This is a genomic window from Kaistella faecalis (assembly GCF_019195395.1).
GTDB lineage: Bacteria > Bacteroidota > Bacteroidia > Flavobacteriales > Weeksellaceae > Kaistella > Kaistella faecalis.
This window is the reverse complement of sequence record NZ_CP078067.1, coordinates 905481-926393: the sequence shown is the minus strand read 5'-3', so window position 1 is coordinate 926393 and position 20913 is coordinate 905481. Positions and strand designations below refer to the sequence as shown.

The 20913-nt window shown below is 40.7% G+C and carries 25 protein-coding genes; 16 read left to right on the top strand and 9 right to left on the bottom strand.

Going from position 1 to position 20913, the window contains the following annotated elements; translation table 11 throughout:
• Nucleotides 1-3: 3 nt before the first annotated feature.
• The 4 genes from KTV93_RS04440 to KTV93_RS04425 are packed head-to-tail and all read right to left on the bottom strand — an operon-like array spanning nt 4 to nt 2667.
• Nucleotides 4-711 carry a thioredoxin domain-containing protein gene (locus KTV93_RS04440; RefSeq protein ID WP_218250116.1) on the bottom strand — a complete coding sequence of 236 codons (708 nt, stop codon included), beginning with the start codon at nt 709-711 and terminating at the stop codon, nt 4-6.
• 3 nt (nt 712-714) lie between these two features.
• Complete coding sequence (trxA, locus tag KTV93_RS04435; RefSeq protein WP_218250115.1) at nt 715-1011, bottom strand: thioredoxin; 297 nt, start codon at nt 1009-1011, stop codon at nt 715-717.
• Between the two features lie 40 nt (nt 1012-1051).
• The gene (locus tag KTV93_RS04430) at nt 1052-1309 is read right to left on the bottom strand and encodes a hypothetical protein (RefSeq protein ID WP_218250114.1); all 258 of its coding nucleotides are present in this window, start codon (nt 1307-1309) and stop codon (nt 1052-1054) included.
• Nucleotides 1276-2667 (bottom strand): MBL fold metallo-hydrolase, encoded by a 1392-nt coding sequence (locus KTV93_RS04425; protein ID WP_218250113.1) that lies wholly within the window; start codon nt 2665-2667, stop codon nt 1276-1278. Before KTV93_RS04425 ends, KTV93_RS04430 begins: the two co-directional genes overlap by 34 nt.
• A gap of 276 nt (nt 2668-2943) precedes the next feature.
• On the opposite strand from KTV93_RS04425, the gene KTV93_RS04420 reads away from it, so the two are divergent.
• Nucleotides 2944-3573, top strand: a complete 630-nt coding sequence (locus KTV93_RS04420) for a Crp/Fnr family transcriptional regulator (RefSeq protein WP_218250112.1) — start codon at nt 2944-2946, stop codon at nt 3571-3573.
• Nucleotides 3574-3636: 63 nt separating this feature from the next.
• Here the strand turns inward: KTV93_RS04420 and dinB are convergent, their stop codons facing one another.
• Nucleotides 3637-4719: a DNA polymerase IV gene (dinB, locus tag KTV93_RS04415; protein ID WP_218250111.1), complete on the bottom strand. Its 1083-nt coding sequence runs from the start codon at nt 4717-4719 to the stop codon at nt 3637-3639.
• A gap of 837 nt (nt 4720-5556) precedes the next feature.
• Here dinB and KTV93_RS04410 point away from each other — a divergent pair.
• The 6 genes from KTV93_RS04410 to KTV93_RS04385 all read left to right on the top strand — a co-directional run bounded on the left by KTV93_RS04410 (nt 5557) and on the right by KTV93_RS04385 (nt 9379).
• On the top strand, nt 5557-6192 hold the full coding sequence (locus KTV93_RS04410; protein WP_218250110.1) for a Crp/Fnr family transcriptional regulator: 636 nt from the start codon (nt 5557-5559) through the stop codon (nt 6190-6192).
• Nucleotides 6193-6322: 130 nt separating this feature from the next.
• The gene (locus KTV93_RS04405) at nt 6323-7165 is read left to right on the top strand and encodes a DUF5777 family beta-barrel protein (RefSeq protein WP_218250109.1); all 843 of its coding nucleotides are present in this window, start codon (nt 6323-6325) and stop codon (nt 7163-7165) included.
• A gap of 12 nt (nt 7166-7177) precedes the next feature.
• Nucleotides 7178-7531: a c-type cytochrome gene (locus KTV93_RS04400; protein WP_218250108.1), complete on the top strand. Its 354-nt coding sequence runs from the start codon at nt 7178-7180 to the stop codon at nt 7529-7531.
• Between the two features lie 18 nt (nt 7532-7549).
• Complete coding sequence (locus KTV93_RS04395) at nt 7550-8095, top strand: YceI family protein (RefSeq protein ID WP_218250107.1); 546 nt, start codon at nt 7550-7552, stop codon at nt 8093-8095.
• Nucleotides 8092-8616 carry an ankyrin repeat domain-containing protein gene (locus tag KTV93_RS04390; protein ID WP_218250106.1) on the top strand — a complete coding sequence of 175 codons (525 nt, stop codon included), beginning with the start codon at nt 8092-8094 and terminating at the stop codon, nt 8614-8616. The genes KTV93_RS04395 and KTV93_RS04390 overlap by 4 nt, the downstream gene beginning before the upstream one ends.
• A gap of 1 nt (nt 8617) precedes the next feature.
• The gene (locus KTV93_RS04385; RefSeq protein WP_218250105.1) at nt 8618-9379 is read left to right on the top strand and encodes a T9SS type A sorting domain-containing protein; all 762 of its coding nucleotides are present in this window, start codon (nt 8618-8620) and stop codon (nt 9377-9379) included.
• Between the two features lie 59 nt (nt 9380-9438).
• Here KTV93_RS04385 and lpxK read toward each other — a convergent pair whose 3' ends face one another.
• Nucleotides 9439-10470 (bottom strand): tetraacyldisaccharide 4'-kinase, encoded by a 1032-nt coding sequence (lpxK, locus tag KTV93_RS04380; RefSeq protein ID WP_218250104.1) that lies wholly within the window; start codon nt 10468-10470, stop codon nt 9439-9441.
• Nucleotides 10471-10634: 164 nt separating this feature from the next.
• On the opposite strand from lpxK, the gene KTV93_RS04375 reads away from it, so the two are divergent.
• The 4 genes from KTV93_RS04375 (at nt 10635) to KTV93_RS04360 (ending at nt 13229) form a co-directional block, all read left to right on the top strand.
• On the top strand, nt 10635-11621 hold the full coding sequence (locus KTV93_RS04375) for a D-alanine--D-alanine ligase (RefSeq protein ID WP_218250103.1): 987 nt from the start codon (nt 10635-10637) through the stop codon (nt 11619-11621).
• A 13-nt stretch (nt 11622-11634) separates the two neighbouring features.
• Entirely contained in the window at nt 11635-12111 is a 477-nt protein-coding gene (gene coaD, locus KTV93_RS04370) for a pantetheine-phosphate adenylyltransferase (protein WP_218250102.1), read from the top strand.
• 119 nt (nt 12112-12230) lie between these two features.
• Nucleotides 12231-12551, top strand: coding sequence for a four helix bundle protein (locus tag KTV93_RS04365; RefSeq protein ID WP_230259205.1), 321 nt, complete (start codon nt 12231-12233; stop codon nt 12549-12551).
• Nucleotides 12552-12593: 42 nt separating this feature from the next.
• Nucleotides 12594-13229 (top strand): trimeric intracellular cation channel family protein, encoded by a 636-nt coding sequence (locus KTV93_RS04360; RefSeq protein ID WP_218250100.1) that lies wholly within the window; start codon nt 12594-12596, stop codon nt 13227-13229.
• Nucleotides 13230-13354: 125 nt separating this feature from the next.
• On the opposite strand, the gene KTV93_RS04355 is transcribed toward KTV93_RS04360, so the two are convergent.
• Both KTV93_RS04355 and KTV93_RS04350 read right to left on the bottom strand, forming a co-directional pair.
• On the bottom strand, nt 13355-13921 hold the full coding sequence (locus KTV93_RS04355; RefSeq protein ID WP_218250099.1) for a DUF2892 domain-containing protein: 567 nt from the start codon (nt 13919-13921) through the stop codon (nt 13355-13357).
• A gap of 51 nt (nt 13922-13972) precedes the next feature.
• Nucleotides 13973-14467 carry a dihydrofolate reductase gene (locus tag KTV93_RS04350; protein ID WP_218250098.1) on the bottom strand — a complete coding sequence of 165 codons (495 nt, stop codon included), beginning with the start codon at nt 14465-14467 and terminating at the stop codon, nt 13973-13975.
• Nucleotides 14468-14544: 77 nt separating this feature from the next.
• Between KTV93_RS04350 and KTV93_RS04345 the strand changes: the two genes are divergently transcribed.
• The 3 genes from KTV93_RS04345 to KTV93_RS04335 are packed head-to-tail and all read left to right on the top strand — an operon-like array spanning nt 14545 to nt 16362.
• Nucleotides 14545-15153 carry a LemA family protein gene (locus KTV93_RS04345; protein WP_218250097.1) on the top strand — a complete coding sequence of 203 codons (609 nt, stop codon included), beginning with the start codon at nt 14545-14547 and terminating at the stop codon, nt 15151-15153.
• Nucleotides 15153-15581 carry a TPM domain-containing protein gene (locus KTV93_RS04340; RefSeq protein ID WP_218250096.1) on the top strand — a complete coding sequence of 143 codons (429 nt, stop codon included), beginning with the start codon at nt 15153-15155 and terminating at the stop codon, nt 15579-15581. Before KTV93_RS04345 ends, KTV93_RS04340 begins: the two co-directional genes overlap by 1 nt.
• On the top strand, nt 15562-16362 hold the full coding sequence (locus KTV93_RS04335) for a TPM domain-containing protein (protein WP_218250095.1): 801 nt from the start codon (nt 15562-15564) through the stop codon (nt 16360-16362). The genes KTV93_RS04340 and KTV93_RS04335 overlap by 20 nt, the downstream gene beginning before the upstream one ends.
• 64 nt (nt 16363-16426) lie before the next feature.
• Here the strand turns inward: KTV93_RS04335 and KTV93_RS04330 are convergent, their stop codons facing one another.
• A complete protein-coding gene (locus KTV93_RS04330; RefSeq protein WP_218250094.1) occupies nt 16427-17221 on the bottom strand; it encodes a head GIN domain-containing protein in 795 nt (264 codons plus the stop codon).
• Between the two features lie 59 nt (nt 17222-17280).
• Here KTV93_RS04330 and KTV93_RS04325 point away from each other — a divergent pair, with 59 nt between their 5' ends.
• Nucleotides 17281-19425, top strand: a complete 2145-nt coding sequence (locus KTV93_RS04325; protein WP_218250093.1) for a M3 family metallopeptidase — start codon at nt 17281-17283, stop codon at nt 19423-19425.
• 223 nt (nt 19426-19648) lie between these two features.
• Nucleotides 19649-20854: a pyridoxal phosphate-dependent aminotransferase gene (locus tag KTV93_RS04320; protein WP_218250092.1), complete on the top strand. Its 1206-nt coding sequence runs from the start codon at nt 19649-19651 to the stop codon at nt 20852-20854.
• The last annotated feature ends 59 nt before the right edge of the window (nt 20855-20913 follow it).

Here is a 20913-nt window from a genome sequence, read left to right as displayed (position 1 = left end):
CTGTTATTTCAGGAGTTGTTTTCGGACTTCGGCTTCTTCTACAAAGCCCAGGCTCTCCCAAATGATTTCGTTGTTTTTATATAATTTAAGAACCGGCAGGGCAGAAACGTTCATCGCTTTGCACAGTTCCGTATTGTCGTCGGCATTCACCCTCACAATTTTTACTTTTTCGGGCATTTCTGCAGCGATTTTGCTGAGGTAAGGTTCCATCTTTTTACACGGCGCGCACCAGTCTGCATAAAAATCAACCAGAACGAGGCGGTCGCTTTTCAGCTCCTCATTATACTGCTGCAGGCTCATGCCTTGCGTAGCTGCTGCGGATTTTACCTCCGGCAGGTTTTTGCTGCGCCAGTCCATCATTCCTCTTTTCATTTCATAGATTTCGCTGTAACCCATTTCTTTCAGCTTTTCTGCTGCCGCTGCACTGCGGGGTCCACTGAGACAGTACACAAAAATGGGTCTTGAAGGATCCAGGGTGGCTGCTTTTTCTGCGAAATCATCTGCATTCCAGTCGATATTTACTGCATTCTGAAGGTGCCCCTTTTTGTATTCGCTCAGTGTTCTTACATCCACTACCTGTGCGTTGGGCGTTTTTTTCAGTTTTTCTGAAAACTCAGTGGCTGTAAGTGCTGGGATGCTCTCTGTGTTCTGCGCTTTGCTGCAGCCCGTCATAACCAGAGCGAAAATTGCGATGATGATGCTTCTGTACATATTTTAACTGTTCTCTTTGATTAAACGTTCGAGTTCTTCGGCAGGAAAAACACCGGACTGTTTCCATTTTACTTCTCCGTTTTTAAAGATCACTAGGGTAGGAACACTTCTGATTCCGTATTTTGCTGCAACGCCCTGGTTTTTATCGACATCGATTTTAATGATGGTCGCCTGGTCGTTCACCCGTTTTTTTAGGTCTTCCAGAATGGGTGCCTGCATTTTGCACGGGCCGCACCATTCTGCAAAAAAGTCTACCAAAACAGGTTTGTCCTGACTGATTAGTTCGTGAAATTTTGACATGTCTTTTACTTTATTTTGATTTTACTTCTTCGAATTGTACTTAATCCGTATTCGAGCCGGATGATTTACGGTCCGGAACCGCACAGTTCCCGCCGGCACAGCAGCCGATGTTCAGCAGGGGCATGATGATCATTGCCGCCGCAAATATCGTCATGAACCATACCCCGGTTCTGATGGCTTCTGTCATCAGGAAGAGGCCGAGTGCGAGACGGAGAATGCGGAAGATATTCCAGTTTTTTGTGATATTCTGAATCATTTTTGGTTTTAAGATGTTACATGATTTTCTTTTTCGCGCCATTCCTTCATCCCACCGGAATAGTTTTTTACGTTATTAAAACCGTTTTTCTTTAAGAGCGAGTAGGCAATTGCGGAACGGTCGCCGCTTTGACAGTGAATCACCACCTGTTTGTCCCTGCTTATTTTATCTAGGTTTTGAGGAAGCGTTCCTACAAAAACATTTTTCGCGCCTTCAATATGTCCATCTTCATATTCGGTTTTTCCTCTTACATCTACGATCTGAACATCTTCTCTGCCAAGATACGTTTTAAATTCTTCGATCTCAATAACGTCAGCTTTCTGGAGTTCAATACCCGGTAAATTAACGTCGGAAATAAATCCCGCAATACGATCGAGGCCGATGCGCATGAGTTTTCTGGTAATTTCATCCATTTCTTCTTCGGGAGCTACGATCATGAAATCCTCCTCATAATTCAGAAGCCAGCCTGCCCAGGTACTCAGGGTTCTGTTGTTCTGGATATTGATGCTCCGGGGAATGAAACCCTTCGCAAATTCAACCTTATTCCGCGTATCAATAATTTTTACTCCTTCATGGTATTTTTGTAGAAACTCGGTTTCAGAAAGTTTCGGATGTTTCGGAACTTCGATCAGTAAAGGCCTTTCAATTTTATTGAGCTTTTTCATCATTGCAAAATACTTCGGCGGTTCCGGCTGACCTTCCAGGAGATACTGTACAAAACCTTCTTCATCACTTTCGAAGCGGAATGCCCAGTTACTGATTTTCTCGTAACCAACAGTAGAACTTGGAACGGAGCCCAGCGCTTTTCCGCAGGCTGATCCCGCACCATGTCCAGGCCATACCTGAATGTGTGGCGGCAGTTTTGAAAAATCCTGTACCGACCGGTACATTTCGTGTGCACCTTTTTCCTGAGTTCCTGAGATTCCGGCGGCTTTTTCGAGCAGATCCGGACGACCGATATCGCCGACAAACACAAAATCTCCGGTGAAGATCATCACGGGTTCATCTGTTGCAGGATGATCGGTCAACAGAAAACTGATGCTTTCGGGGGTGTGGCCGGGAGTATGGATCACCTTCAGCGTAAGATTTCCTACTTTGATTTTATCACCATGCTTTAAGCCTTCATGTGGAAATTCATACTGCCAATCCGGGCCGCCCTCATCAGAAAGATAAAGTTGAGCACCGGTAATTTCTGACAGTTCACGGGAACCCGAAAGAAAATCCGCGTGAATATGTGTTTCGGTAATATGGGTAATGGTTAGATTGTTTTCTTTTGCGATCTGAAGATAGGTGTCAACATCGCGTTTAGCGTCAATTACAATTGCTTCTCCTTTTGCCTGGCAGCCGATTAAATAACTGCCCTGCGCTAAACCTGTATCATAAATGTGTTTGAAGAACATCGTATATATTTTTTAAAGTGGTTTTTGGTTTTAAAGTATCAAATCCGGTACCTTATTTTTAATGGTAAGATTCATTTCAGCAACGTTCATACCTTATGAAATTTCATAGATAAGCTATTCTCCTTTAATCTCTTTTCCGTGATGCAAAGTTACTCTAACAGAATTCAGCCGAAGGTAACATTGGTTACTTAAAACTAATCATGATGTTCCGTAAAACTGAAGATGGCCAGCGCCTGATAACTGATAAAGAGCGGCAGAATTTTGTATTTTTGTAGAATGGAAATCACAGAATCGGTAAAAGAACTTTTTGAACCTGAATTAATGGCTGAAATTATGGCCGTTGGCAGAAGAAAAACTGCTGAAGAAGGCGAGGTGATTATCAGCATCGGTCAACAGTTGCTTTATATGCCGATTGTAATGCAGGGCACCGTAAAGGTATCTATGATGCAGCCCGACGGGAGGGAACTTTTAATGTACTACCTGAATGCCAGCGACGGTTGCGCAATGTCATTTACCTGCTGTATGCAAGAGGCGAAAAGTGAAATCATGGCCGTGGCAGAGGACGATGTGGAAATGTGGATGATTCCGGTCGAGTACATGGATTCGTGGATGAGCAAATATCCAACATGGAAAGACTTTGTGATGCGCACGATGCAGAACCGCTTCGTTGAGATGTTGAAGGCTTTGGATATGGTGGTTTTCAATGGTCTGGATGTGAGACTTATCAACTATCTCAGAGAAAAATCCAGAATATCCGGAAAAACAGTAATTAATGTGTCTCATGAAGAGATTGCGAATGACCTTGCAAGTTCACGCGTAGTCATCAGCCGGCTTCTGAAAAAACTTGAAAACGACGGAAAAGTTCTGCTTTACCGCAACCAGATTAAGCTGCTGAAAGATTTTTAACCAGCTTCGCACCAATACTGACAACAGTTCTGTTTTTGAATTGCATGGGTCTGAAGATTTCCATCACTCAAATTCTTCGAAAGGGATTTTGAGCTGAACGGAAATCTGTTTTTTTTCCTGGGTGTTGAGGTTGGAAAGTGAAAGTCCAAGCAAGCGCACGGGTTTGTCGAAAGGGCGCAGTTCCCAGAGTTTCTGCGCGGTTTCAAAGAAATCCGTAGAACCGTCAAAATATACTTCCTGGGTTTTGCTGCGCGTGTATTGGGTGAAATCTTTGTACTTGATTTTCAGGGTTAAAGATTTTCCTTTGATTTCTTTTTTCGCCAGCCGGGTTTCGAGTTCTTCACTGATGAGTTGAAGCTGCCTGAAAACCGAATCTTCATCAAGGAGATTATCCCAGAACGTTTCTTCCACCGCAACACTTTTCTGAATGCGGTGTGGTTTTACTTCACTTTTATGAATTCCACGCACCACATTATAATAATAGTTTCCCGATTTCCCAAATAGACGGACGAGTTCTTCCAGCGCCTTTTCCTTGAGGTCTGCACCTTTAAAGATGTGCATTTCGTGCATTTTATTGGCGGTAACTTTTCCGATGCCGTAGAATTTTTCTATCGGAAGTTCCTCCATGAACTCCATGATTTGTGTTGGATGAATGGTTTTCTGTCCGTTGGGTTTGTTATAATCTGAAGCCACTTTTGCCAGAAATTTATTCACCGAAATTCCTGCGGAAGCAGTGAGTCCCGTTTCTTCGAAAATCCTTTGTCTGATTTCTCTTGCGATATCATTGGCGGATTCAATTCCTTTTTTATTTTCAGTGACATCCAGGTACGCTTCATCCAGAGAAAGTGGTTCTACCAAATCGGTATATTCATAAAAAATTGCCCGGATCTGCTGCGAAATTTCTTTGTAACGCTGAAATCTTGGTTTTACCACGATGAGGTGGGGGCATTTCTCGAGCGCCAATCTCCCCGGCATTGCAGAACGGATTCCGAATTTTCTGGCTTCGTAACTAGCCGCTGCTACCACACCATAATGCCCGCCTCCCACGGCAATGGGTTTTCCGCGGAGTTCCGGATTGTCGTGCTGCTCCACGGAAGCGTAAAACGCGTCCATATCGACGTGGATGATTTTGCGCTGGGGAATCATGAAGCAAAATTAAGAAAATTGCTTTTCTGAAAAGGGCATAAAAAAAACTGATGGTCCGGCAAGGGGATTATTTGCAAATCTATTTGCTGAATCATCAGTTAAGCTTCACTTCTTGCTTCAACTTTAAGTACTGACTTCAAAAATATTGATTCCAAAAAACTGCCTTTCGGTTCGTTTTTATCATCGTTTCATCGATAAACACTTTAAGTTTCAACGTTGATGTGATTCCGGACTTTTACCTGTTTGCTGCAGACTTAAGATTCAGTTTTGCAACATCGTCTTCTTCTGAGACTGGTAAAAACCTTCTTTCACCTCGTAAGTTCCACTTTTTATTCGGTACACCAGTTTTAATTGAGAAAGTACCTGTCGGATTTTTCTTTTTTCAACTCTGTGTGTACCTCGCCTTTTTAGTCGTGCATCAGTAAAGAATATCGGATTTTGAGTCTCCGGGTTTTCAGCTTCTTCCTTTCGGTTTCCAGTTGATTGCCTTAACTTTCAAATTTCCTGAGCATCTTTAAAGATTTTAAGCGTGAAATTTTTGCTGTTAAGCTTCCGTTCAGCTCTGCATTCTGACTTGATTGGTGATGTAAAAATACTACGATTAGATCCTTAAAAGCAAATAAAACGGCTTTTAATTCTCACGTTCTATCAACTGTTTGTTTACAATGAAATGTGAATATCTATCTGTTTACCAGAGTATTAAATAGAAGGTTATGAACGAATTCACAGTCAAGTTCTGTAATGCATAGTTTTTTTAATATTTACGTTTTACGGGTCAGAAATAATGATTTAAAAACCGCAGTTATCAATATAATATATAATTTTATAGAAAAAATCATGAGCAGCGACTTTACAATCGAGCAGCCTTTCCGCTTTCTTGGAAATGATTTCCAGGATGAACTGCGTGAGAAATCTATCGTTCAGAAATTCGGTCCCAAAACAGAATTGATGCAGGAAGGCCAGCGGGTGAAGTATGTCCCGATTGTTTTGAGCGGTTTGGTGAAAGTGTACACGATGAGCAGTGACCGCGAACTTGTTTATTATTTTGTAAGGCCGGGACAGAGTTGTATTATGACATTTTCAACAATTTTTAAGGATGGGATCAGTAAGGTTTTTGCGTCCACTGATGAGTCTTCCGAGGTGATGCTGATCCCGGTACAGCATATGAAAAAATGGATTATCACTTATCCGGAAATCAACCAGTTCTTCTACAGAGAATATGATTTAAGATATGCCGAGATGATTGATATGACATACAAAGTAGTTTTTCACCGCCTGGACCGGCGGGTCATGGACTATCTTCAGAACAAGATAGAAATTACCGGAAAAAACCCTGTAAAAGTTTCGCATAAAGAAATTGCCAACAGTCTGGGAACTGCCCGCGAAGTCGTAAGCAGGATCCTGAAAAAATTCGAACACGAGGGAAATGTCCGGCAGGATGTTGCTGGTATTGAGGTTGTTAAATCCCTGTGACTTTAGTCACCGCTTTTTTACTTTTTTAAGATATAAATTTGTTAGGCCTTTCGTGCAGGTCGACAAAATAAGTCTCTGCGCAGGTTTCTTGTGCCGGGAAAATGTTGGTTTAATCTTAAAAAAGTATTTAATGATACAGAAATTTACATTTTTGCTCTTTATTTTTACGGGTTTTGCAGCATTTTCACAGGAAGATTTACTGAAGGAGATCGACACAGTAGCGTCCGCAGAAATTTACCAACCCAGTTTCAAGGCGCTTCAGATTGTAACAGGACAATCAACAAAGATGCCGGCTGAGAAAGAATTTTATGTAGATATTTCTCACCGTTTCGGTGATGTAAGCGATGGGTTTAAAACTTTTTTTGGTCTTGATCACGCTACAACCAAATTGGGAGTAATTTATGGTTTAACGGATGGCATATCGCTTAGCGCTGCCAGACATACGTATCAGAAAACGTATGAATTTGGCACAAAATACCGGTTGCTGAAACAGGTGGGCGAAATGCCTTTTGACGTTGTTGGATATCATGTTATCGACATTAATTCCGAACTTGACCGGGATAATTATCCAAACCTGAGGTTCAGCGACCGTATGGCCTATTTGAGTCAGATCCTTATTTCCCGAAGATTCTCTGAAAGTTTCAGTATGCAGTTAACGCCTACTTATATCCACAGAAACCTCATAAATCCGGAGATTGAGAACGAAAATCTTTTTGCAGCAGGAATTGGCGGCAGATATAAAATATCAAAAAGAGTTTCATTGAATGCTGAATATTTTTTGAACATGGAGGATAAAAATTATTATAAGAATCCTTTATCTGTGGGAATGGATATTGATACGGGCGGTCACATTTTTCAGTTGGTTTTTACGAATTCGCAACCGATTACTGAAGTTGGATACATCAGCAACGCTACCGGAAACTGGGAGAAAGGTCATTTCTTTTTCGGCTTCAATTTATACCGTGTTTTCTAAAGAATCAGCATCATGAAAAAACCGTTTAACCTATTAACGATCCTCGCTTTTTTTGCAATTCTCGGTTGTGATACCCGGACTTATGACGACATTTCAGAGAAAGTAACTCTTCCTGCAACGGTAACTTATACAAATGATATTAAACCGCTGATTGCTACCAACTGCACGGTATGCCATTCGCCCGGTGGAGCGTCTGGATTCTTTCCGCTTACGGATTACACGTTGGTTAAAAATGCTATTGATAATATTCTGGACAGGGTACAGCGGCCTAATGGGGATCCGCAAAAAATGCCTCAGGGCGGCAGTTTGTCTCAAAGTAGTATTGATCTTTTGAAAAAGTGGAAGAATGACGGTTTAAAAGAATAATTAAATAAAATCGCAACAATGTATAACAGACTCATCATTTTAGTAGCCTTGATTCTAGGAAATCTTGCGTTTTCACAGAAATACAGTACCAAGACCGGAACCGTACATTTTGAAGCAAATGTTCCGCTTTTCGAGGATGTAGATGCTAAAAATTCAAGCGTAGCGACTGTTTTAAATATAAAAACAGGTGATATTGCAAGCATCGCAATGAATAAGAACTTTAAGTTCAAAAGTGCACTCATGGAAGAACATTTCAATGAAAATTATGCTGAATCTTCAAAGTATCCGAAAGCAGTTTTTGTAGGAAAGATTGAAAATTACAATTTGGAGGAGCTTAATACTTCGCCCCGCAGCTATACGGTATCAGGATCACTTACATTTCATGGCGTGAAGAATAACGTTTCATCCACGGCACAAATTTACCGTAAGGATGATAAAATTTATATTTCAGGAAAATTTTCTGCAAAACCTGCGGAATATAATATCAGCATCCCAAGTGTAATTAAAAAGAAGATTGCAGAGACCGTGAATGTGGATTATAATTTTGAACTGGAGAAAATATGAAAACCGCTCTTTCTTTAATCATACTACTGATAGGCGTAATGTTGATAAACGCTCAGCAGAAAGATGTTTTTGATGTAGCGAGATCCGGAACAGTAGAAGAAATGCAACAGCTGCTTAAACAAAACCCGGATGTGATTAACAGCACAAATTCTATGGGTTTTTCTCCCTTGATTCTGGCCTGCTACCGTGGCAATACCAATGTTGCAAAATTTTTGATTCAGCATGTAAAAGATATCAATTACAAAAGTCCTGAGGGGACCGCTCTAGCAGGTTTGTGTATCAGGTATCATAAGGAACTTGCTGAAGCACTTCTGGCTAAAAAAGCTGATCCGAATATTGCAGATGCCAATGGCACTACACCGCTCATCTGGGCAGTAAAAACAGGAAACGAAGAGTTGGTGAAAATGCTGCTGCAGTACGGCGCTAAGAAAGAACAGCCGGATCACATGGGAATTAAACCCTTTGAATATGCTGTGCAAACTCAAAGAGAAAATATTATTAACCTTTTAAAAATGCAATAAAATGAAAAGAAAACTTTTACTTATTTTATCAAGTTTTTGTGCCTGTATTTTAATCGGTGCACAATACAGTTCAGGAGCACCTTTCCTCGTTGGAACTACAGGGGTTTCTGTAAAGATGGAAACAAAGCCAACTATGGTAAGACTCACACTTTCAGGCCCCAGTAACTCGTTTCTGGGACTCGGAGCTGGAGATGAAGGTATGGCATCAGGAGCCGACGGATTTATTTACAACTCCGCTTCTGCAAGGGACTATACATTCAACGGAGTTGGTGTAACGCCATCAGCAGATGCTGTTCAGGACTGGACAGTAACTTCGAATACCATTTCAGGAAGTACAAGGACTGTTGTTGCGACCAGAAGTCTCTCAGGTGGGGCCGGCGATGCACCCATTCCCAATGCGGCTGGAACGGTAAATGTATTTGTTGCGAGAGGGGATGGTACGCTTACACTTTCCTATCACGGCGCAGGGAACAGGGATTATGCGACTTTGGTAATGAGCTATGATGCTGCACTGGCGGCGGATGATGTTAATCTGCAGGGAAAAATTATGATGTATCCTAACCCATCAAAAGGAACAGTGAATTTCAAAAACTCCGAAAGTATTAAATCCATTCTTGTTTACGATAGTACCGGAAGGTTTATTGTATCTCCGAAACTTAAAAACAGCGGCATCGATTTAAACAGATTAAGTCCCGGTACTTATTTTCTGGAAATTGAAGCAAATGATGGCGTGAAATCTTTTGAAAAATTAATTAAGAATTAACTAAAGAGTTTTAGCGAAGTAAAAACCGTTTTGAAGTCATCAAAACGGTTTTTCTATTTTTACAATCTGTTGTTCTCTAGGTAAGTCATTACAGTTTTATTGAACTCCTCTTTTTTATCAATGTTTACATTAATTGGCCAGTAATAAACCAGATCACGCAGATAATCAAAGGTTTTAAGCCTTACATAATCTTTCTCGGTAGTGAGGATGATTTTGTATTCACCTAATTTTTTGTACTCTGCCACAATATTCTTAATGTCCTGATCGCTGAAATTGTGATGATCTTTAAATTTAAGATGCTTCACCCTTTGGGAGAATTTTGCGAGATGATTGATGAGGGGTTTTGGATTCGCAATTCCGGTTATCAGCAGGATATCGTAATAACTCAGATTGTTATCCGGCAGCATTTTGTCTTTGCTGTAAATATTCTCGTCGTAGCCAATGCCGGAGAAAAATACTTTCTGGTAATGCTGGGGCTTAATTCTCGAAATATAATACTGTTTCTTTTCCTCAGTTAAATCCTCGGGACATTTAGAAACCATAATGATCTGCGATCTTGAGGCGCCGCTCCGGCTTTCGCGTAAATCACCTGCCGGAAGCAGAAAGTCTTTAAAATACGGATCATTATAATCCATCATCAGAATACTGAATCCGGGTTTTATTTTGCGGTGCTGATAGGCATCGTCCAGAATAAGCACATCCAAATCCATATCATCAATCATCTTTTTTGCGCCCGGAACTCTCTCTTCAGAAACACCGATTACAAAGCGGTTTTTGAAACGTTCGAATAGCTGCATCGCCTCGTCGCCCACCGTTTTATAATTGCTGTCGTAATTGGTAATACCGTAACCTTTGGTCAGTCTTCCGTAACCGCGAGACAGGACACCGGTTCTGTAATTTTTGGAAAGGAGTTCAGCAAGGTACATCACCATTGGCGATTTTCCGCTTCCGCCCACAGAAAGGTTTCCGACATTGATGATCGGAGTTTTAAATTTGGTTGATTTAGAGATTCCCCAATCATACATTAAGTTCCTGACACTCGTTACGAAATGATAACCAAGGGAAAAAGGGTAGAGATACCATCTTTTCATAGGCTGCAAAAATAGGTATTTTTCGGGGTAAAGAAAAGACAGGACCCACTAAATTTATCATGGTTTTTAGTGATTTTTATTTTCGGGTACGCTAGAGAATAATTCGGCGCTGTTCCCCAAATTTTAAACATTTTGTTTAAATTTGCTAGATTAGATTAAAAGCCATGAAAAAGAAAAATGTAGCCGTCGTGATGGGTGGTTATTCCGACGAGTACAAGGTTTCCCTGAAAAGCGGGCAGCTTATTTACGACTCACTCGACCGCGACCTATATAATGTTTATAAAGTCGTGATTCTGAAAGAGGAATGGTATTTTGTAGATGACAGAGACCAGAACCTTCCCATCAACAAGGCAGATTTTTCCGTCACCATGGAAAGTGATTTCAAAGTTAAATTTGATGTCTGTTTCAACATTATTCACGGGAAACCGGGAGAAAATGGCGAGCTTCAGGCGTATTGGGACACCATCGGTCAGAAATATACCGGCTGCGGTTTTTACCAGAGTGCATTAACATTCAATAAAAAAGATACCCTTGCGGTATTGTCAAAATACGGAATTCCTTCCGCAAAAAGTGTTTATTTAAGAAAAGGAGATGATTTCAATGCAGATCAGATCATGGAGGAATTAGAACTCCCGCTTTTTGTAAAGCCTAACCAAAGCGGTTCTTCGCTTGGAATCACAAAGGTAAAAGACAAGTCGGAATTCCCGAAAGCAGTAGATTTTGCCTTTGCTGAAGACGACGAAATTTTAATTGAAAGTTTCCTGAACGGAATGGAGGTTTCTGTGGGGGTGGTAGATTTCAACGGCGAAACAATTGTGCTGGGAATTACCGAAATTGTTCCGCATAAAGAATTTTTCGACTACGAAGCGAAGTACGAAGGTGCATCTGAAGAAATTACGCCCGCCAGAATTGATGAAGAAACACGCATAAAAGTGGAAGAGATTGCTAAAAAAGCCTATAATTCTTTAGGAATGAGTGGTTTTTCCCGAAGCGAATTTATTATTATGAACGGGATTCCGTATATGCTGGAAATGAATACCAATCCTGGATTTTCACCGGCTTCAATCCTGCCGCAACAGGCAAAAATCTACGGAATTTCGATTAAGGATTTGTGCGGAAATGAAGTTGAAAAAGCTTTGGCAAAAAAATAAAAACTAAAAAACTATGAGAGTCGCTGTTTTTCCGGGTTCGTTTGACCCGATTACACTTGGGCATTACGATATTGTGGAAAGAGCAGCGCCTCTTTTTGATAAGATTATTATTGCTATCGGTCAGAATTCACAGAAAAAATATATGTTTTCACTGGAACAAAGGGTAGAATTCATTAAAAAAACCTTTGAAAAATTTCCCCATGTGGAAGTAGACCATTTTGAAGGGTTGACTATTGATTACTGCCACAGCAAAAATGTAAACTTTATTCTGCGCGGACTGAGAAATCCCGCAGATTTTGAGTTTGAAAAAGCGATCGCCCAAACTAACCGGGAACTGACCAAGCAGAATCAGATCGAAACCATCTTCCTTTTAACATCAGCCGGCAAATCATTCATCAGCAGCAGTATCGTAAGGGAAATTATCAATTTCGGTGGAAATTATGAACTCCTTGTGCCTGACACGGTACGGGTTAATATTAGTGATGAGTAATAAGCGATTAGTAATGGGTGATAAGTAATGAACGAGTAGTAATATTTCGTTAAACAAATTTCCTTTATATGACATCTGATTACAACCAATTATTCAGGGAGCGGACTAAAAAACTCTGCGTGGCAATTATTAAAAGCCTTTCTGTTTTGCCTTATTCAGATGACGTTTCTGTGATTAGGAAGCAAATTTACCGTTCTTCAACCTCTGTTGCAGCAAACTACAGAGCAGTTGGGAGAGCTAGATCCCAGAAAGAAAAATTCTCTAAGTTATGTATTGTTGTGGAGGAGGCTGATGAAACACAATTCTGGCTAGAAATAATTCAGGAATTAGAATATCTTGATTCACTGAATCTTGAACCGTTAAAAATAGAATGTGATGAAATTGTAAAAGTGATGAGCAGTTACAAAAAGAAAATGTCAGATCAAAATAATTTCCTTTAACCCCATTACTCAACACTCATCACCAATTACTAATTAAAATAAATGGTCCACGAAAATTTTAATCTCGCTATAGAACTGCTCGGTACCGTAGCTTTTGCCATGTCGGGGAGTTTTGCTGCCATGCAGAAGCGGCTCGATCCTTTCGGGGTTTTAATTATTGCGTTTATCACATCGGTTGGCGGCGGAACCGTGCGCGATCTTCTTCTGGATGTTCCCGTGTTCTGGATGCACGATTTAATCATGTGTACGGTAATTTTTATTACCTGTATTTTTTCGATGATTTTTAAATCGGTCGAGAAAAAATTCCAGGTTACGCTTTTCATATTCGACAGTTTTGGGCTGGGACTTTTCACTATTGTTGGAATTCAAAAGGGTTTGAATGCAGACCTTCATCCTTTGATCTGTCTTACTTTGGGCACCATTACCGGCTGTTTTGGGGGAATCATCCGTGACATTTTACTTAACAGGATTCCGCTGATTTTCAGGAAAGAAATTTATGCTACAGCATGTATCGTAGGAGGCAGCGTCTTTCTTCTTTTCATCAACTATACCCGGCTTTCCTATACTTTTGTGCAGATTTCAACTATTTTGCTCATTGTTGCCATACGAACACTGGCCGTGAAATACCACTGGCAGATGCCCAAATTTTATGGGGTTGAGCAGAACTCGGAGATGTAGAATGTAAATTGTCTGCTGTTGGAAGCTGGATGTTTCTTGTTTAATTCATGATAAAAAAATTATCACTTTTACCGCAAAAAAAATCCTGAAAGACTTCAGGATTTGATTTTTTTAGAGATGACGGCTTAATGGAATTTTCCGCGCTGTCTCATGTTTGGGTTATGCATGTGTTTCTGCATCGTTGGCATTTTCAGCTGGTCTTTCAGCATCTTGATCTGATCGGTCATCATTCCTGCAGAATCTAATCTTTTAGCTTCTTCAAGAAGTTTAGTTGCTTCCTGTCTTCTTCCTTTCTGTATTGCTCCCGCCGCGATATTGAGTGTTGCCATAGCACGGTCGTGTTTCATATTCAGGCCATATTCAAGCGCTTTTTTCATTAAGGGTTCTACTTTTTGAGGATTTTCCTGCGCTAAAGTTAGTCCCTGTAAATAATGGAAATAACCGTATTGCGAGCGGTGAAGCTGAGATTCAAAATTAGTGATTTTTGAAAGCCATTTGCTGGCTTTGTCCATGTTCTGTTTTCTTAAGTACCAGAAGGCAGCAAGGATAAACTCATTTTTAAAGAATAAAAGAATAGGAATTGCTGAAAGGATGACCACCACGATTCCCCAGCCGATATTCCTGTTCATCATCAGATAAATTCCTGCGGCAATCATCAGGCCTGCGATAACGAATTTTATGTATTTGTTCATTGTTAAATTTTATGACTGCAAAGATAGAAATTTGAGGTTAAATTTCAGATGTTAGATTTCAGACTTTTTTTCGAAGGTCTGGAAACAGAAATCGTATTTGTTTTTCTCATCTTTTTCATGGCATGTTTCTGATGTTTTCTGCCAGATTTTCGGATTGATTTTCGGAAAGAAAACATCGGCCTTAAGTTCTGCTTTTACCTGCGTTACTTCAAGTCTGTCGGCCAGATCAATGGTTTGCTCGTAAATATTTCCGCCTCCGATGACAAAGATGTTTTCATCCATCTTTTTAGCGAATTTTAAAGCTTCTTTTATACTGCCGACAATTAGAATTCCTTCTTCGAACCAGTCTTGTTTTCGCGACACAACAATATTGGTGCGGTTAGGTAAGGGTTTGCCTATGCTTTCGTAGGTTTTCCTTCCCATAATAATTGGGTGGCCCGAAGTTATTTCTTTGAAATGTTTTAAATCCTTCGGCAAATGCCACAACAGTTGGTTATCAGCACCAATCTCATTCTTTAAACCCATCGCCACTACAATTGTGATCATTTTTCTTAAATTTTCACAAATTTAGCACATAATTTGTATATTTGGGTACCAAACATTAAACATTAAAATATTAAACTATGAGAAACAGAGGTTGTATGAGCGCCGGAACCATCGGTATTGCTCTTCTCGTTATTGCCGCAATTTTATTTTTCTGGGGCAAAAACGGTTATAACAGTTTCACGACCAAAGAACAGACCGTGAATACCAAATGGTCTAACGTGGAAACGGTGTACCAGAAGCGTGCGAACCTAATCCCAAATCTTGAGAGAACTGTAAAATCCTATTCGCAATTCGAGCAGGAAACTTTAACTAAAGTAATTGAAGCCCGCTCAAAAGCGACGTCAATCACTGTTGATCCAACAAACATGACCGAAGCTGATATGGCGAAATTCCAGGCAGCACAGGGTGAATTAAGCGGAGCTTTGAGCAGATTGATGGCTGTAGTAGAACAGTATCCTAATTTAAAAGCGGATCAGCAGTACATGAATTTCCAGCGAGAATATACCGCGATTGAAAACAGCATAAGAAGCGAAACCGTTTATTATAATGAAGCGGCGCAGGATTATAATACTTCAATCAAAACATTCCCGAATAACATTCTGGCAAACTTTACAAACTTTAAAGAGAAACCATATTTCAAAGCAGCGGCAGGCGCTGAGAATGCGCCGGAAGTGTTTACCAATTAATGAGCAACTTTCTTACAGATGTACAAATGGCTTCCCTTGTGGAAGCCATTCAGTCAGCAGAAGATCATTCTACCGGCGAAATCCGCGTACATATTGATTCCAATTCGGAGGGTAATAATGCGGAGATTGCCTTTGAAGTCTTCAAAAGGCTTTGTAAGGATAAAACTGCGGAAAGAAATGCAGTGCTTTTTCACGTGAATTTCGAGCAACATTACCTTACGATCATCGGCGACGCAGGTATTCACGAAAAAGTTCACCAGAATTTCTGGGACAGGCTTCATGATCAGATCACATCCGAATTTGCAAAAGGAAATTTTCACGACGGATTGAAAAATGCCATTCTTGAAACCGGTTTCGAACTTAAAAAACATTTCCCAATCTCGGGAGAAAATCATAACGAACTGTCGAATGAGATTACGTTCTCTTAAAAAACTCATTGTTTTACTCTTTTTTGGACTGAACATTCTTGTTTTTGCCCAACTGGTTCCTGCAAAACCTGTAAAAATCTTTCCTGTTACCGATGAGGTAGGGTTGTTAAATTCAACTGAACGGGAGCAGCTTAACCAGAAACTCATTAAGTTTTACGACTCCACTTCTACGGAAATTGCGGTAATTATCATTCCCACTACAAAAGGGGAGGACATCAATTATCTTGCAACTATGTACGGTGAAAAGTGGGGAATTGGCGAGAAAGAACAGGATAATGGTATTGTATTTCTCATCGCGACAGAAGACCGGAAATTTGCCATTCAGCAGGGCCGTGGCGTGGAGCGCTATCTTACCGCTTCGGTGGCGGGACAGATTCTGGATTATATTGTAACCCCCAATTTTAAGCAGGGACTTTGGTACGAAGGCATCAACCGCGGAACAACTGCTTTGATGGAAGTGGTGCAGGGTAAATTCAAACCTATTGTTAAAGAAACTTCCCGTGAAGGAGGAATCAGTATTGTAAAGGTGATTTTTATTGCATTTTTTGTCCTGATGATTCTCAGTATACTCTTCAAGAACAAAGGCGGCGGCGGAAATAATGATGATGATGACGATGTGATTCTCTCGCGGCGCGGACGCAGAACGTATCCCGGCGGATTTTTCCCTTTCCCCGGAAGTTTCGGAGGTGGAGGTTTTGGCGGTGGCGGTTCCGGAGGTGGATTTGGCGGATTCGGTGGTGGCGGAAGCTTCGGCGGCGGCGGCGCATCCGGTGGATGGTAAACGAAAATTCTTCGCTAAACTATTAAAAAATCAGCCCTTTAAAGGCTGATTTTTTAATTTGATTTTATTTAATGGAAACGCTCCCGCCGCTGCTTTCATTTTGACTCAGAATATTCAAATCTCCTTTTCTGTATACCGCGATATTTCCACCTGAACTTGCCGATGCATTCAGCTGGTTGGTGGTCGCCACAGTTACATTCCCGGCACTTGAAGCCTGTATGTCGGAAATCTCAGCAGTAAGCTTTTCGGCATCTACGGTGCCGGCTGAAGAAGCTTTCAACGCGGCATTTTTCGCCTTACCGGAAAGATTAATGTCTCCCGAAGACGTTGCCTCAGCATCGAGATTTACAGCCCAGATCTCACCCGAGAAATGCCCGGAACTGGAAACATCAACTGAGAAATCATTAGCTTCCAGATTTCCGGTAATACGGCCAGAACTCGAAACTTCCACATCTGTTTTATCCTGAGTAAATTTATCTTTTACGAGGATTTTAGCCGAAGAAGTAGCTTCCAGATGCGTGAAATCTCTCACGAAAATTTTGGCCGCTACATTTCTTGCAGAAATATTCCTGTTGGGTTTGAAGTGAATGAATAGTTTTCCGTCAACATTATCCACTAAAATTTCGTCTATAATATCTGAAGGAGCGGTTATTACCACTTTTTCGGTATCAGATTTTACCACTTCGGCGGAAATCGACTGCGCTACTTTAATTTCGTCGATATTCATCTCAAACTGATTTGTTTTTATGATTCCTTTTCCTTCTTTTACCGATAGGTTTAAGGGAAAAAGACTGTCGGATTTCATTGAACACGAAAAGAGAAACGCTGAAACTGCGACCGTGGTAATAAGTGTTTTCATATGGTTTGGTTTTTAGTTTGCTTAAAATTAATATCTTTACTTCAATTAACAGTTCAAAAATGAAAAATATTACATCTGTGTTATTAATTTCCTCTCTGGCAATTAATACTGCATGTTCTACAATGAAAACAACCGAGTCTACAACCACAGAAATTCCTGCTCCGGATGCGAGTTTATCCACAAACCCTTTTATGAACAAAAGTGGGCTGCAATATCAGGCACCGGAATTTGATAAGATTAAAGATGAGCATTTTAAACCGGCATTTGATTACGGAATGAAGGTGCAGCTTGCCGAAATTGATAATATCGCCAATAGTCCAGCCGATCCAACTTTCAGAAATACCATTCTTGCGCTGGAGAACAGCGGCGAAATCCTCAAAAGAGCACAAATTGTATTTTATAACCTAACCGGTTCCAACACCAATCCGGCGCTTCAGAAACTCGAAGAAGACTATGCACCTGTATTTTCTGGGTTGAGTGATAAAATTTATCTTAATGAAAAGCTTTATTCAAGAATAAAAGCGATCAGCAGTGAGAATTTAGGTGCTGAAGAAAAAAGAGTTCTGGAATTGTACCGAACTAATTTTGAAATCGCGGGCGCGAACCTTTCTGCGGAAAACAAGGAAAAGGTTAAAAAAATCAACGAAGAGCTGGCAACACTTTCAACCCAGTTCACCAGTAAACTTTTGGATGCAAGAAAGAACGGCGCTGTGGTAATTACGGATGTAAAAGAACTTGATGGACTTTCAGCTGACGAAATTGCAGCCGCAGCCGCAGATGCAAAATCCGCAGGTCACGAAGGTAAATATCTATTAACGCTTCTCAATACAACGCAACAGCCTCTTTTGCAGAATTTGAAAAACAGAGCGACAAGGGAAAAACTCTTCAAAGCATCTTGGTACAGAGCTGAAAAAGGTAATGCGGATGACACCAGAAGCATTTTGGAAAGGCAGGCAAAATTGAGAATGGAAAAAGCGCATCTTTCCGGGAAAAAATCTTTTGCCGAATGGAAACTGCAGGACCAAATGGCAAAAACTCCTGAAAATGCAATGAATCTTTTAGCTCAGCTTGCAAAACCGGCAGTAGAAACAGCAAAAAGTGAAAGTAATGAAATTCAGGCTTTAATCGATAAACAGAAAGGTGGATTTACGGTAGAGCCATGGGATTGGAATTTCTACTCGGAGCAGGTGAGAAAAGCAAAATACGACTTGGATGAAAACGAAATCAAGCCTTATTTCGAAGTAACCACTGTTTTGGAGAAAGGAGTTTTCTATGCCGCGGAAAAATTCTATGGGATTACTTTTAAAGAAAGAAAAGACCTGCCTGTTTATCACCCCGATGTTGTGGCGTACGAGGTTTTTGATAACGACGGAAAATCAATGGCACTTTATTATTTAGATTTCTATACCAGAAGTAACAAAAACGGCGGTGCATGGATGAGCAACTTCGTGGAGCAGTCGCATTTACTGGGGCAGAAACCTGTGATTGTAAATGTTTTCAACTATCAGAAACCGGCTGACGGTAAACCATCACTGATTTCTTATGATGATGTTTCTACCATGTTCCATGAATTTGGACATACTTTGCATGGTCTTTTTGCGAACCAGAAATATGTTTCGATTTCCGGAACCAATACGCCGAGAGATTTTGTTGAATTTCCTTCTCAGATCAATGAGTTTTTCGCTCTGGAGCCATCAGTACTGAAAAATTACGCACTGCATTACCAGACCAAACAGCCGATGCCACAGGCGTTAGTCGATAAAATTAAAAAAGCAGGATCCTTCAATCAGGGATATTCCACTACGGAACTTGTTTCTGCAGCGACATTGGATATGAACTGGCATTCAGTGACCGATGAGTCGCAGTTTAAGCCTGCTTTGGAATTTGAAAAAAGTGTGCTGGCGAAATACGGTTTTAATCTGAAAGAGGTTCCCCCAAGATATCACACGCCTTATTTTGCGCACATTTGGGGCGGCGGTTATTCTGCAGGATATTATGCTTATATGTGGAGCGATTTGCTGAATGCTGATGCGTGGGACTGGATTTCTACAAATGGCGGCATGACCAGAGCAAACGGCGACCGTTTCAGAAAACATATTCTTTCGGTTGGTAATTCCGTGGATTTAAACCAAGCCTATAAAGATTTTACAGGAAGAACTCCAGATATCAAACCGTTGTTGAAGAACAAAGGATTCATTAAATAAGTAAACTATTATCCGACGGAAACCGCAGAATAATTTTTCTGCGGTTTTTTTTGTTCTTAAGGTTTTTCGAAAAGTGAACGACAGGAGTTTTAGCCCGGATCGAAGCGGAAATCCTTTTTGTAAAGCAAAAAGATTGCAGCGGAGAGCCGGACAGAACTTACGGAAGGTAACTATTATTCATTGCTCCCAAAAAAAATCCTTATTTTTGTAAAAATTCTAAATAATGCCGAAAATTTCTCACCGAGCAGAAAATATGCCTGCCTCTCCCGTAAGAAAACTTGTTCCATATGCGTTGCAAGCTAAACAGAAAGGGATTAAAGTATATCACCTGAATATTGGCCAGCCCGATATCGAAACTCCGCAAACTGCATTGGATGCGGTTAAAAATATCGACCTGAAGGTGCTGGAGTATGCTTTGTCGGAAGGAAATCTGGAATACCGGACCGCGCTGAACAATTACTACCATTCTTTAGGTTTTACAGATTTAACGACGGATAATTTTATCGTGACCAATGGGGGTTCTGAAGCACTGAATTTTGCGATTTCCACGCTGTGTGATGATGGTGATGAAATAATTATTCCTGAGCCGTATTATGCTAATTATAATGGTTTTACCAATGCGATCAATGTAAAAGTAGTAGCTATTCCTTCAACAATTGATACAGGTTTTGCCTTGCCACCCGTTGAAGATTTTGAGAAAAAAATCACCGATAAAACACGGGCGATTCTCATCTGTAATCCGGGAAATCCGTCGGGATATCTTTATACAAGAGAAGAACTTCAGAAACTTGCTGAAATTGCGCTGAAACATGACATTGTGATTATTTCAGACGAAGTGTACCGCGAATATGTTTACGACGGAAAACACCAGGTTTCAATGTTCGATTTTCCGGAGATTGCCGAAAACTGTATTATAATTGATTCTGAATCTAAAAGATACAGTATGTGCGGAGCCAGAATTGGCTGCATGATTACCCGATCAAAAAAAATTCATGATGCGGCGATGCTTTTTGCTCAGGCGAGATTGAGTCCGGTGTTATTGGGTCAGATTGCTGCTACTGCAGCACACCATAATGATGAAGCTTATATCCGAAAAGTCCGTGAGGAATACACCCACAGAAGAAATTTGCTGGTAGACTTACTGAACGGAATTCCGGGCGTAATCTGTCCAAAACCAAAAGGTGCATTTTACTGCGTAGCAGAACTTCCGGTGGATGATACCGATGTTTTTGCACAGTGGCTTCTTGAGCATTATTCACACAACAGCGAAACGGTGATGGTAGCTCCGATGAGCGGATTTTACAGCAATCCGGAACTGGGAAAAAAACAGGTTCGAATTGCCTACGTTCTCAAGGAAGATGATCTTCGAAGAAGCGTAGAATTGCTGAACGATGCATTGCAGAAATATAAACTCGAATTCAATTTGTAGAAAATTGGGAATGGGCTCTGGTCCGTTTCTAAAACCTTTGGGCTTTAGCCTAAATCAAC